Raw genomic sequence first — 13,299 nt, forward strand, 5'->3', positions numbered from 1 at the left:
GCAGCGGGCACCTCGGGCGCCTCCGGCACGACCGGAGCGGCCTCGACGACGGCAGAACCCTCCTCGGCGCCCTGGGGGGCACCGGCGGGCGCGGACACCCGGCGGGTGGCCCGGCGGCGCGTACGACGCGGAGCGGCGTCCTCGGCGGCGTCCTGAGCACCCTCCTCGGCAGCGGGCACCTCGGGCGCCTCCGGCACGACCGGAGCGGCCTCGACGACGGCAGAACCCTCCTCGGCGCCCTGGGGGGCACCGGCGGGCGCGGACGCCCGGCGGGTGGCCCGGCGGCGCGGACGTGCGGCGGGGGCGTCGGTCTCGGCAGGGGCGACCGCCTCGGCGGACTCCTCGGCCGTCTCGGCGCCGGCGGCTGCCGTACCGGGGGCGGTGGCCACGGTCTCGGCCGACGCGGCCTCGGCGGACGCGGGCGTGCCGGTGGGCGCCGACGCACGGCGGGTCGCGCGACGGCGCGGGCGCCCGGCGGGAGCGGCTTCCCCGGCGGGCGGTTCCGTCACGGAGGGCTCCACCGCGACAGCGGGCTCAGCGGCCTCAGCTGTCCCGGCGGTCTCCATGGCACCGGTCGCACCATCGGTGGCCGTCGACACGCTGCGCGTGGCCCGGCGCCGGGTGCGGCGCGGAGCGGCTTCCCCGGCGGGCTGTTCCGTCACGGAGGGCTCCTCCGCGACAGCGGGCTCAGAGGTTTTGGCGGGCTCGACGGTCACGGCGGTCTCCGACGTGCCGGTCGCACCGTCGGTCGGCGTCGTCACGCTGCGCGTGGCCCGGCGCCGGGTGCGGCGCGGAGCGGCCTCCTCGCCGACGACGACCGCGCCGGCCTCGGCGACGGCGGCGTCCGCCGGCTCGGCGACCGCGGACGCGGCCGGTACGACGGTCTCCGCGGTCTCGGCGGGCGCCGGGGAGCCCACGGGCGCGGACGCCCGGCGGGTGGCCCGGCGGCGCGGACGCACCGGGGCGGCCTCCTCGGCGGCAGGCGCCTGCGCGGCGGCAGCGCCGTGCGGCTGTTCGGTGTCCGTGTCCTCGGTCACCGCGGCCACCTCGTCCGCTTCCGCGGCCGGTATGGCAGGCACGGTCACCTCGGCGGACGCCTCCGCGGGTCCGGCGGGCGGACCCGCCGGGCGGGAAGCGGCACGGCGACGCCTGCGCGGGGGCAGGGTGTCGCTGGGGGTGTTGAGTTCGGAACCCTCAGTGGGTTCGGTCGGCTCGAGCATGCGGGCGTTTCTCCCGTCAGGCTCCCGGGCGCCGCGCCTGGTCCGCCGGCGGTCCCTGGGGACCGTCCGCCGTTGACGTCCGCGGCCCGCGTATACGCGGTGGCCGCCGTCCGGGGCGCGGGCGCCACACGGGAGCACTCTGTGTCCTGTCTCGCCGGTTCCGTACGCCTTGTCGGTACGGCCTGGCGAAAGTCTTGTGGTCGGTGCACTGCCCGACCCAGGTGGCTCCCGAGTACGAGGGCGGCGCTACGACGTCCGTCCCTACGCGGAACCTTCCGGCGTCGGCGCCGTCGCGGCGGCAACCGGTGCGGCCATGAGGGCCTGGGCTGCCTCGCGGTCGGGCGCGAGCGGGTCGGTCACCGTGCCGGTCTCTTCATCGAGCAGCCCCTGCGCCAGCCTGGTCACCGCAGCGGGGACCGGCGGCGCCAGGTCGGCCACGGCGCGGAGACCGGACAGGACGTCGTCGGGTCGTACGGCAGGCGTCACGTGCCGAACAACCAGCCGCAGTATCGCACAAGGCTGGTCGGTCGGCCTATCAGCCGGCGATCCGGGCGTGTCCAGGCTCACCACGGCGGGGCGGGCGTCGAAGGTACGGACGCCGTTCTTGGTCATGCGCTGCACCTCGACGGCATCGGCCCCGGCGAAGGCCGCGACCGCGCGCTCCGCGTCGGCCGGATCGACCCCGTCCAGCCGCAGCTCCCAGACGGAGGCCGTCAGCCGGTCGGCGAGACCCGGGGTCCGCGCCTCCACCGCGTCGATGACGTCGAGCCCGGCGGGCAGCGACTCGTCGAGGAGGACACGCAGGGTCTCCGGGTCGCGCGCCTGGGTGAGCGCGATCTCCAGGTACTCCGCCTCACTGCCCGTGCCGGTGGGTGCGGCATTGGCGTACGACACCTTCGGATGCGGCGTGAACCCCGCCGAGTACGCCATGGGCACCTCGGCACGGCGCAACGCACGCTCGAAAGCGCGCTGGAAGTCTCGGTGGCTGGTGAACCTCAGGCGGCCGCGCTTGGTGTAGCGCAGTCGGATGCGCTGCACCGCGGGTGCGGGCGGCGGGCCTTCGGGCTGTCGCTTGCCCAGTGTCCTAGTCCTTCGTGAGAGCGGTCGTACTGTTACCAAGACTACGTGCCGCGGCGCCCGTGGGTTCCCGCAGGTCGGCCGGGACCGGCCGGCGGGGTCCGCCGAACAGCATCCGGCGGGCCTCGGCACGGGCCTGCCGCACGGTGGCGCGGGCCGTTGCCAGGGCCTCCCGGCCGGCCCGGCCCACGGCACGCACGCCGGCGGCGACCGGCCGCAGGACGGCGTCGCGGACGACGTGTCCCACCGGGGTGAGCACGTTGCGGTACACCCAGCGCGCCGGCTCCACGAAGATCCACCGGAAGAGGGTGCCGAGCGCCCGTCCGACGGCCCGGGAGATCCGCCCGGCGACCCGCCAGGCGTGCCCGAGAGCGTCCCCCACCTCGCGGGCGACGACCGCGAGGAACCGGCCGGCCGGCGCGAGCACCCAGCGCCACAGCGCCAGGGCGGGCAGGACGAACAGCACGCGGGCGGTCCGGTACAGGGCCAGGCCGGCAGCGGTGGCGAGCAGTCCCAGCAGCCACCCGAGCGCCCTGACGCACCAGGCGACGGCCCGGCCGGCGGGCGCGAGGACCCAGGTGTACAGCCACCGGGCGGGCACGACCAGCAGGAGGCGCACCAACCAGGCGACCCCCGTGTACGTCCCGGTCGCGAGGACGGCGAGCACCGCGCCGAGGCCCGTCAGCAGCCAGGCCAGCGCATGCCCGGCCGGGGTGAGCACGCGCGCGTACACCCACGCCAGCGCGGCGCCGGCCCCGCGCGCGAGCCAGGCGAGGCCACGCCCCACGGGGGTGAGGACCCAGCGGTACACCCACACCACCGGTACGACGACGAGGACGGCCGCGAGCCAGGCGAGCGCCCGGCCGGCCGGCACCAGGACGTAGCGCCACAGACCCACGAACGGCCACACGAACACCGCTCGGGCCAGCCACAGCAGGGCCCGCCCGAGCGGTCTGAGCACGGTGTCCCGCAGCAGCCGCCCGGCGGCCAGGAGGGCGTCCCACACCATGCGCACCGGCACGACCAGGACGAGCACGACGATCCGCACCGGCAGACGGACGGCGACGACGAGGCATCCTTCGGGCTGCGGCGGCTCGGGGGGCGGCTTGCGGAGTTCCATACCCGGGTAGACGCAGGGGCCGCCCGTTCGGATCCGGCTACAGCACCCGCGCCTTGTACGACTCGGGATAGTGCTCGGTGAACTTCACGGCCACGACCAGCAGGCCGATGGGGACGACCCAGTTGAACCAGTCGTCCTGGGCCGGGTACCGGACGGCCAGCCAGGTCGAGACCGTCATCAGGGCGAAGACCGCGCCCCACACCGCCGTCAGCACCCTGTTGATGTGCTTGAAGACGGGCGAGTCCCACACGGCCCGTGGAGACGACTCGCGGGCGTACTGCGCGGTGAACGGGTCGGTGAACAGCGATCCGAGCGCCACGAGGGCCACCAGTCCGTTCGAGATGACCTGGGCGTACGTCTCCAGCCAGACGAGCTGCCCGCGGTCCAGGGCCAGCGCCAGGACCGAGAGCACGGCGAAGAACACGATGCCGGTGATGTCGAGGGGACGGAGCCTGCCGTTCAGGATGTCCCGCCCCGAAAGGACGATCGCGGCGATCAACGCGGCGAGGGCCGCGTACTCCCAGGTGGAGGGGCTGGCGACCACGCCGAAGATGATCCACGGGGCGAACGAGAAGAAGACGCCGCCGGTGCTCACGGGTTTCTTCGGCGGGGCCTTCGCCGCCGTCTGCTGAGCCATGGGAGGTCCTCCCGTCAGGTCCGCGGCCACCCCCTCCACTCCATCGTGCCGTCACCTGGCCGCATGCCGCCCGTCGTGCGGCCCGGGCACGGGCGCCCTAGCGTGAGACACGGGGTCCGGACGGCCGGGGGGTGCCGGTACGACCTGCCAGGGAGCCGCCATGAGCCGATCCCCGTTCCGGTTCAGCGAGAACGTCCAGTTCGACTACGAGACACGGCTCGCCCTGGGCGCGGCCTGGCGCCAGGGCGCCGACGTGGGCGAGGTGCTGGCCACCGCCGCCGCGGTGGCGGACGGCGACGGGGGGGCCTGGTTCACCGCCTGGGCGGAGCTGGCCGCGAGGACCGCCGAGCGGGCCGGCCGCAGCGCGGCCGAGGGGCGGACGGTGAGCGCGCGGGACGGCTGGCTGCGCGCCGCCGGGTACGCCGGGACGGCCCTGGTGGGCGTCGACGCGGTCGCCGACCCGGCACGACGGCTGGCCGAGGTGTTCCCGCAGCACCGTGCCTGGTTCGACCGCTTCCTGCGGGCCTGCGACCCGCCCGCCGAGCCGGTCTCGATCCCGTACGAGGACACGTCCCTGCCCGGCTACCTCGTCGGCCCGCCGGGTGGTTCCGGCGACCCGCTGCCCACACTGATCGCCGGCAACGGCAGCGACGGCCCGGTCAGTTCGGTCTGGACGCTGCTGGGTGCGCCGGCGGTGGCGCGCGGCTACCGCGTCCTGCTCTTCGACGGCCCCGGCCAGCAGTCGATGCTCTTCGACCGGGGGGTGCCCTTCCGGCCCGACTGGGAGAACGTCATCACCCCGGTCACCGACTTCCTCCTGGCCCGCCCCGGCACCGACCCCCGGCGGATCGCCCTGGCCGGGGTCAGCCAGGCCGGCTACTGGGTGCCGCGCGCCCTCGCCTTCGAGCACCGGATCGCCGCGGCGGTCGCCGACCCGGGCGTGGTCCGCGTCGTGGACAGCTGGTGGCACCAGCTGGGCCCCGAACTGCGCGGACTGTGGGAGACCGGTGACCGGGACACCTTCGACCGCTTCCTCCGCGAGGGGCTCGGCCAGGACCCGGCCCTGGCCGCGACCTGGCGTTGGCGGGCCCGGCCGTACGGCATCGACTCGCCGTTCGACCTGCTGACGGAGGTCTCCCGGTACGACGTCACACCCGTCGCCGACCGGATCACGACCCCGCTGCTGATCACCGACCCGGACGGCGAGCACTTCTGGCCGGGCGCCGCACAGGAGCTGTACGACCTCCTGCCCGGCCCGAAGCGGCTGGTGCGCTTCACCGAGGCGGAGGGCGCGCACCTGCACTGCGAGCCGATGGGCCGGGCCCTGTTCGAACAGCGCGTCTTCGACTGGCTGGACACCCGCCTGACCACGGCCTGAGCCGGCCCGCGCGTCCCGGCCCGCCTGACGCTCAGCCGAGGGCGACGCCGGGGATGAAGGCCACGATCCCGGACAGGAAGCTACCAATCGCGGCCAGCGTCACCAGGGTGGCTTTGCCGTCCGAGAACAAGCCGGAGCAGAACTCCCGCAGTTGACGCCGCAGAATCAGCATCTTGAGTTTCTGCCATCGGTGCTGGCGGATGTGGCAGCCCATGAGGAGGCCGGTCGCGTTGTTGCGACAACCGTCGTCCCGTCCCCTGACAGGAGCCTTGCAGGTCACCGGAGCCTGGAAGAAGGACCAGAGAAGCACGGCCGCGGACAGAGCGGCGATCACCACCGGGCCCGCTGCCCCATTGATCCACGCGGCGATGAGTAAGGCGGCGGCCAGGACACCCCACCACTGCCCCAGGCCACCGAACCGACCGCTTCTCGCCCCCGAAGTCGCCATGCCTGTAATCGTGGCGATGGGTGTGGCGAGCCATGCCCTGAGTGAGCGGTATGACCGAAAACGGTCTGCGGGAAGGCTGACGCTCGACGGCCGGAACTCGCCGGACTGTGCGCGGTACGGCTGCGCCGCTGTGCTGAGCGGTGGCCGACGGCACAGTCAGGAGCGGCATCCGGGAAGACCGGACGGCGCCAGCGGGTGGGGCGCGAAGCGGCACCCCAGCCACCTCAGCGTCCACCCCCGCCCGCGTCCTCCATCACTCGATCGAGCGCCTTGCTCACCTCAGTGCGCGTGGCCACTCGGGGTCGGTGTCGGGCCCGCGTTCTTGACCGTCAGCGGCAGCAGTTTCTTGCCGGTGGGGCCGATCTGGATGGACGTGTCCATCTGCGGGCACACGCCGCAGTCGAAGCACGGCGTCCAGCGGCAGTCCTCGACCTCGGTCTCGTCGAGGGCGTCCTGCCAGTCCTCCCAGAGCCAGTCCTTGTCCAGACCGGAGTCCAGGTGGTCCCAGGGCAGGACCTCCTCGTAGGTGCGCTCGCGGGTGGTGTACCAGTCGACGTCGACGCCGAAGGGGGCCAGCGCCTTGTCCGCGCAGGCCATCCAGCGGTCGTAGGAGAAGTGCTCGCGCCAGCCGTCGAAACGGCCGCCGTCGTCGTAGACCGCGCGGATGACCGCGCCGATCCGGCGGTCGCCGCGGGAGAGCAGGCCCTCGACGATGCCGGGCTTGCCGTCGTGGTAGCGGAAGCCGATCGAGCGGCCGTACTTCTTGTCGCCGCGGATCTTGTTGCGGAGCTTCTCCAGGCGTGCGTCCGTCTCCTGAGCCGACAGCTGGGGCGCCCACTGGAACGGGGTGTGCGGCTTCGGCACGAATCCGCCGATCGACACCGTGCAGCGGATGTCGTTCGCGCCCGAGACCTCGCGGCCCTTCTGGATGACGTGCATCGCCATGTCGGCGATCTGGAGGACGTCCTCGTCCGTCTCCGTCGGCAGGCCGCACATGAAGTACAGCTTCACCTGGCGCCAGCCGTTGCCGTAGGCGGTGGCGACGGTCCTGATCAGGTCCTCTTCCGAGACCATCTTGTTGATGACCTTGCGCATGCGCTCCGAGCCGCCCTCCGGCGCGAAGGTCAGCCCCGAGCGGCGGCCGTTGCGGGTCAGCTCGTTCGCCAGGTCGACGTTGAAGGCGTCGACGCGGGTCGAGGGGAGCGAGAGGCCGATCTTGTCGTCCGTGTAGCGGTCCGCCAGGCCCTTGGCGATGTCACCGATCTCCGAGTGGTCCGCGGAGGACAGGGAGAGCAGGCCCACCTCCTCGAAGCCGGTGGCCTTCAGGCCCTTGTCGACCATCTCGCCGATGCCCGTGATGGAGCGTTCCCGGACCGGGCGGGTGATCATGCCGGCCTGGCAGAAGCGGCAGCCGCGGGTGCAGCCGCGGAAGATCTCCACCGACATGCGCTCGTGGACGGTCTCGGCCAGCGGCACCAGGGGCTGCTTGGGGTACGGCCACTCGTCCAGGTCCATGACGGTGTGCTTGGACACGCGCCAGGGCACACCGCTCCTGTTCGGTACGACACGGGCGATACGGCCGTCCGGGAGGTACTCGACGTCGTAGAACGCCGGGATGTACACCCCGCCCGTCCTCGCCAGGCGGAACAGGACCTCCTCGCGCCCGCCGGGGCGGCCCTCCGCCTTCCACTCGCGGATGATCCGGGTCATGTCCAGCACGGCCTGCTCGCCGTCACCGATCACGGCCGCGTCGATGAAGTCGGCGATCGGTTCGGGGTTGAAGGCCGCGTGGCCGCCGGCCAGGACGATCGGGTCGTCGACCGTTCGGTCCCTGGACTCCAGCGGGATCCCGGCCAGGTCGAGGGCGGTGAGCATGTTCGTGTAGCCCAGCTCCGTGGAGAAGCTGATGCCGAACACGTCGAAGGCCTTCACCGGGCGGTGGCTGTCGACCGTGAACTGCGGGACGCGGTGCTCGCGCATCAGCGCCTCCAGGTCCGGCCACACGCTGTAGGTGCGCTCGGCGAGGACGCCCTTCTGCTCGTTGAGGACCTCGTAGAGGATCATGACGCCCTGGTTGGGCAGACCGACCTCGTACGCGTCGGGGTACATGAGCGCCCAGCGGACATCGCACTCGTCCCACGGCTTGACCGTGGAGTTGAGCTCGCCGCCGACGTACTGGATCGGCTTCTGCACGTGCGGGAGCAGAGCTTCGAGCTGCGGGAAAACCGACTCGACAGGCATCTCGCGAACCTTCATGAGCTGACGGGGGGGACCCTTCAGCGTAACCCGGTCGGCGGTCTTCCCCGAACGCTCAGCCGGACGCCCCCGCCCCGGTCCGGCGCCACCGCAGGGGCAGCTCCGCCTCCGCCGCGGCCGCCCGCGCCTCCTCCCTGCCGTACAGCACCCCGTACGTGAAGGTGCTCTCCCCCGCCGCGTGGGCCACCGCGGACAGCTCGCGCAGGGCGCGTCGGGCCATGAGGCTGTCCTGGTGGCCGCCGAGGAGGGTGGTGAGGGACTTCATGTCCTTGGTCAGGATGCGGGCGGGCGCGCCGAGGGCCGCGGTGGCCGCCTCGGCCGCGTAACGGGTGCGTTTGGCCTTCTTGCGGGCCTCGTGCAGGGCGAGGTCGCGTTCCTCACCGGGCGGCAGGCGCAGCGCGTGCCGCACGGCCCGCGTCAGCTTCTTCTCGTCCTCGCGTACGGCCTTGGCGAGCGCCTTCGCCGGTTTCTTCCCGGCCGCGCCGAGCAGCGGCGGGTCGGTGAGGAGGGCGTCCAGGGTGTCCAGCAGGGTGAGGTAGCGGCGGGAGTCCAGGATGCCGGTCAGGTGGGCGTGGGTGCCGGTGCGGCGGGGGTCCGCCCGGGCGGCGAGCCGTTCGGGGACGGGGCCGGTGACCAGGCCGGGCGGCAGGGCGCCGAGGGCGGTCGTCAGCCGGTCGGCCAGCACCTCCTGGTCGCGGCCGGCGCCCAGCTCGCCCGCGAGCCACTTCAGTTCGGCGGCGACGGGGCCGGTGACCTCGCGGTCCAGCACGCGGCGGAAGGAGCGCAGGGTGCTGCGGGCGCGCCGGGTGGCGACGCGCATCCGGTGCACCGCGTCGGGGAGGTCGCGGCGCACGGCGGGGTCCAGGGCGACCAGTGCGTCGCGCTGGGCGCGGAGGTAGGCGAGGACGTGGTCGCCGGCCGTCCGGGGCGCCGGGGGTCCGCTGTTGTCCTGGCGGCGGTCACCGGCGGTGCGCTCCAGGGCGTGGGCCAGTTTCGACGGCGAGCCGGAGGGGCGTACGCCCGCCTTGCGCAGCCGTTTGTCCACCCGGTCGAGAAAGGCGGGGTCGCCGCCGTCGGCGAGTTCCACCTCTATCTCGGTCCACTGGGCGCTCCCGCCCCCGCCGGTGAGCCGCTCGGCGGTCACGGCGTCGACGCTCGCCTCGGCCAGCAGGGTGCCGTCGGCGTCGACCAGGTGGCGCACGTCGCGGGCGGAGCGCAGCCGGACGAGGGGGATCAGCTCACGGTCGCGGACGCGGGAGCGGACGAGGGCGGCGATCTCCTCGGGGACGGTGTCGGAGAGCGGGGCCCGGATCTCGTCGCGGACTCCGGGGGCGACCGGGAACTTCAGATGCCAGCCGGCGTCCGAGCCGCCGGTGCGGCGGCGCAGGGTGAGCGAGGCCGCGGCCAGACGTTCGTCGGCGGTGTCGTAGTAGGTGGCGTCCAGCTCGGCCCGGCCCTGGTCGAGGACGGCCGCCACCCCGGCGACGCCGGTCAGGTCGGGCAGCCCGCCGCCGTCGCATTCGTACTTGCGCTCGATCTCGCGTTTCGCGTCCACCGTCCCGAATCTAGTGCCCGGCGCGCCGGCAGGGCAGGGGGCCGCCGTGGGCCTACGCGGACATCGGCCGCTGCACCTTGATCGACTGCAACAGGCCCAGCGCCACCCACACCGCGAACATCGACGAGCCGCCGTACGAGACGAACGGCAGCGGCAGACCGGTGACCGGCATGATGCCGAGGGTCATGCCGATGTTCTCGAAGGCCTGGAAGGCGAACCAGGCGACGATTCCGGCGGCGACGATCGTCCCGTACAGCTCCGTGGAGTCACGTGCTATCCGGCAGGCGCGCCACAGGACGACTCCGAGCAGGAAGATGATCAGGCCCGCGCCGACGAAGCCCAGCTCCTCCCCCGCGACCGTGAAGACGAAGTCCGTCTGCTGTTCGGGCACGAACTGGCCGGTGGTCTGGGAGCCGTGGAAGAGCCCGGCGCCGGTGAGGCCGCCGGAGCCGATGGCGATGCGGGCCTGGTTGGTGTTGTAGCCGACGCCCGCCGGGTCGAGGTCGGGGTTGGCGAAGGCCGCGAAGCGGTTGATCTGGTACTCGTCCAGGATGTGCAGCTGCCAGATGGCGATGCAGCCGATCACCCCGGCGATGAGCAGGCCGAACACCCAGCGGTTGGAGGCGCCGGAGGCGAGCAGTACGCCGAGGATGATCGCGACCATGGCCAGCACCGAGCCCAGGTCCGGCATGAGCAGCAGGATCAGGATCGGTACGGCGGCCAGGCACAGGGACTGGAACGCGGTCCGGTGGTCCGGGTACGGCTTGTCGCCGGCGTCGACCCGGGTGGCCAGCAGCATGGCCATGCCGAGGATGATCGTCACCTTGAGGAACTCGGCGGGCTGGAGCGAGAAGCCGCCGATGACGAGCCAGTTGCGCTGGCCGTTGATGGTGGCGCCGAGCGGGGTGAGGACCACCAGGGCGAGGAGCACCGACAGTCCGTAGAGGATCGGCACGGCGTTGCGCAGGGCCCGGTGGCCGAGCCAGACGGTGGCGATCATCAGGGCGATCCCGATGCCCAGGTTCATCAGGTGGCGGAGCAGGAAGAAGTACGGGTCGCCCTGGTTCAGCTCGGTGCGGTTACGCGTCGCCGAGTACACCAGCAGCGAGCCCATCAGGGACAGGGCGGTGCCCGCGAGCAGGATGGGCCAGTCCAGCCGGCGGGTCAGCGAGTCGCGGGCGAAGATCCTGGTCCAGCCGGCCCGCTCGGGGCCGTACCCGGAGACGGAGAAGCTGTTCGTGCCGGTCATGAGGGCATCCTCCGGCTTCCCGTCCCACGGGACCGTCTGCGGGTCCTGCGGGTGTCGCGGTTGCCCGTGGTGGGCGGGGCCGTGGTGCCCGCGGGCTGTTCGTCGTCGCCGTTGGTGGGGTTGTTCTTCTGGGCGGCCTCGGCGTCCTTCGCCGGGTCGCCGGTGACCTTGGGGGCGGCGATGGTGCCGTCCGGACGGACCTTGGGCAGGCCCTTCTGCGGCTCGGGCAGCATCGCCCGCTTCTTGTCGACGGTGCCGTCGGCCTGGACGCCGTAGAGCGCGCTGTAGATGTTGCGCACGGCTTCGCCGGAGGCCCCGGAACCCGTACCGGCCTGGGCGATCGTCATGATCACCGTGTAGTCCTTGGAGTAGGTGGCCAGCCAGGACGTGGTCTGCTTGCCGTAGACCTCGGCCGTGCCGGTCTTGCCGTGCAGCGGGATCCTGTCCTGCGGCCAGCCGCCGAACTTCCAGGCGGCCGTACCGCGGGTGATGACGCCCGCGAAGGCGTCGTTCATGCCCTTGAGGGTGGCCTGGCTGACCGGCAGCCTGCCGCGCTTCTTCGGCTTGATCTCCTGGACGGTCCTGCCGTCGGCGCTGATGACCGCCTTGCCGATGGTCGGCTGGTACATCGTGCCGCCGTTGGCGACGGCGCCGTAGATCACGGCCTCCTGGATCGGCGTGACGAGGGTGTCGCCCTGGCCGATGGAGTAGTTGATCTCGTCGCCCTCGCGCATCTTGTCGCCCTCGAGGCAGTTCTCGTAGGCGATCTTCTCGACGTAGGAGCCGTCCTTCTTGCCGGACCTGCACCAGGCGTCCTTGTTGGCCTTCCAGTAGTTCAGCTTCCACTGGCGGTCCGGGACCCGGCCGGTGACCTCGTTGGGCAGGTCGACGCCGGTCTCCGCGCCGAGGCCGAACTGGTGGGCGGCTTTGAAGAAGTAGTCCTTCGGCCGGCCCTTCTCGGGGTTGATGCCGCCGTCGCGCTTCCACTCCCGGTCGGCGAGGCCGTAGAAGACGGTGTCGCAGGAGACCTCCAGGGCGCGGCCGAGGGAGATCGGCCCGAAGTTCTCGCCCTCGAAGTTCTTGAAGACCTGGCCGCCCACCGAGTAGGAGCTGGTGCAGGGGTAGCGGCCGTCGAACGCGTAGCCGGCCTCGACCGCGGCGGCCGTGGAGACCACCTTGAAGGTCGAGCCGGGGGCGGCCTGGCCCTGTATGGCCCTGTTGAGCAGGGGGTAGTCCGAGTCCTTGCCGGTGAGGGCCTTGTAGTCCTTCCCGGAGATGCCGCCGACCCACACGTTCGGGTCGTACGTCGGCGCGGAGGCCATCGCGACGATCCGGCCGGTCTTGGCCTCCATCACCACGACGGCACCGGAGTCGGCCTTGTAGTTCTCGCCGGTGATCTTGTCGTACTGCTGGCGGGCGACCTTCATCGCCTTGTCGAGTTCGTACTCCGCGACCCGCTGGACCCGGGAGTCGATGCTGGTGACCAGGTTCGAACCTGACTCGGCCGCGTCCGACTTGGCCTTGCCGATGACCCGGCCGAGATTGTCGACCTCGTAGCGGGTGACGCCGGCCTTGCCGCGCAGCACCTTGTCGTACTGGCGCTCCAGGCCGGAGCGGCCGACCATGTCGGAGCGCAGGTAGGGTGAGTCGGTGTGCTGGGCCTGCTGGATCTCGGAGTCGGTGACGGGCGAGAGATAGCCGAGGACCTGCGCGCTGTTGGACTTACCGGGCGCCGGGTAGCGGCGGACGGCCTCGGGCTCGGCGGTGATGCCGGGGAAGTCCTCGGAGCGCTCGCGGATCTGGAGGGCCTGTTTGGCGGTGGCCTCGTCCGTGATGGGGATCGGCTGGTAGGGCGAGCCGTTCCAGCAGGGCTGCGGGGTCTTGGCGTCGCACAGCCGGACCTTCTGCATGACCTCCGCGGGCGTGATGCCGAGGACGCCGGCCAGCTTGGTGAGGACGGCCTTGCCGTCGTCCTTCTGCTTCAGCAGGTCGGTGCGGGAGGCGGAGACGACCAGGCGGGTCTCGTTGTCGGCGAGGGGCACGCCCCGGGCGTCCAGGATGTCGCCGCGCACAGCCGGGTCGACGACCTGCTGGACGTGGTTGCCGGAGGCCTCCTTCTGGTACGCCGCGCCCTCCCGGATCTGGAGGTACCACAGCCGGCCACCGAGCGTGCCGAGGAGGGAGAGGACGAGGATCTGGATCACGACGAGCCGGATCTGGATTCGTGGGGTCCGGCCGGTCTCGGGGATGTTGGTCACTGCGGTGTCTCCCCCTCTCCGTGTGCGGAGTGTGCGGACGTGTGAGCCCCGGGCGCGGGGCGCGGCACGCGGGTGCGCGGCACGTCTGTGCGAACCGGCTG

9 protein-coding genes and 1 pseudogene are annotated in these 13,299 nt (G+C 72.6%); 1 reads left to right on the plus strand and 9 read right to left on the minus strand.

Features of this window, described 5'->3' with window-relative positions; genetic code table 11:
- From ACF1BE_RS03080 to ACF1BE_RS03095, 4 genes and pseudogenes are all read right to left on the minus strand, one after another.
- Positions 1–1,220 (minus strand): annotated as a pseudogene (locus tag ACF1BE_RS03080) (ribonuclease E/G); the annotation flags it as partial.
- A 261-nt stretch (positions 1,221–1,481) separates the two neighbouring features.
- Positions 1,482–2,258 carry a TIGR03936 family radical SAM-associated protein gene (locus tag ACF1BE_RS03085; protein ID WP_392197216.1) on the minus strand — a complete coding sequence of 259 codons (777 nt, stop codon included), beginning with the start codon at positions 2,256–2,258 and terminating at the stop codon, positions 1,482–1,484.
- Between the two features lie 46 nt (positions 2,259–2,304).
- On the minus strand, positions 2,305–3,417 hold the full coding sequence (locus ACF1BE_RS03090; RefSeq protein WP_392197217.1) for a hypothetical protein: 1,113 nt from the start codon (positions 3,415–3,417) through the stop codon (positions 2,305–2,307).
- Positions 3,418–3,454: 37 nt separating this feature from the next.
- Positions 3,455–4,054: a hypothetical protein gene (locus tag ACF1BE_RS03095; protein WP_392197218.1), complete on the minus strand. Its 600-nt coding sequence runs from the start codon at positions 4,052–4,054 to the stop codon at positions 3,455–3,457.
- A 160-nt stretch (positions 4,055–4,214) separates the two neighbouring features.
- On the opposite strand from ACF1BE_RS03095, the gene ACF1BE_RS03100 reads away from it, so the two are divergent.
- Positions 4,215–5,432 (plus strand): alpha/beta hydrolase family protein, encoded by a 1,218-nt coding sequence (locus ACF1BE_RS03100; RefSeq protein WP_392197219.1) that lies wholly within the window; start codon positions 4,215–4,217, stop codon positions 5,430–5,432.
- Between the two features lie 31 nt (positions 5,433–5,463).
- Here the strand turns inward: ACF1BE_RS03100 and ACF1BE_RS03105 are convergent, their stop codons facing one another.
- From ACF1BE_RS03105 to mrdA, 5 genes are all read right to left on the minus strand, one after another.
- Complete coding sequence (locus tag ACF1BE_RS03105; protein WP_392197220.1) at positions 5,464–5,880, minus strand: hypothetical protein; 417 nt, start codon at positions 5,878–5,880, stop codon at positions 5,464–5,466.
- 279 nt (positions 5,881–6,159) lie between these two features.
- Positions 6,160–8,121, minus strand: a complete 1,962-nt coding sequence (locus tag ACF1BE_RS03110) for a TIGR03960 family B12-binding radical SAM protein (protein ID WP_392197221.1) — start codon at positions 8,119–8,121, stop codon at positions 6,160–6,162.
- Between the two features lie 70 nt (positions 8,122–8,191).
- Positions 8,192–9,691, minus strand: a complete 1,500-nt coding sequence (locus ACF1BE_RS03115) for a CHAD domain-containing protein (RefSeq protein WP_392197222.1) — start codon at positions 9,689–9,691, stop codon at positions 8,192–8,194.
- Between the two features lie 52 nt (positions 9,692–9,743).
- The gene (gene rodA, locus ACF1BE_RS03120; protein WP_392197223.1) at positions 9,744–10,940 is read right to left on the minus strand and encodes a rod shape-determining protein RodA; all 1,197 of its coding nucleotides are present in this window, start codon (positions 10,938–10,940) and stop codon (positions 9,744–9,746) included.
- Positions 10,937–13,198, minus strand: coding sequence for a penicillin-binding protein 2 (mrdA, locus tag ACF1BE_RS03125; RefSeq protein WP_392197224.1), 2,262 nt, complete (start codon positions 13,196–13,198; stop codon positions 10,937–10,939). The genes rodA and mrdA overlap by 4 nt, the downstream gene beginning before the upstream one ends.
- Positions 13,199–13,299: the final 101 nt, after the last annotated feature.

The sequence above is a fragment of the Streptomyces sp. NPDC014991 genome, from assembly GCF_043080665.1.
GTDB lineage: Bacteria > Actinomycetota > Actinomycetes > Streptomycetales > Streptomycetaceae > Streptomyces.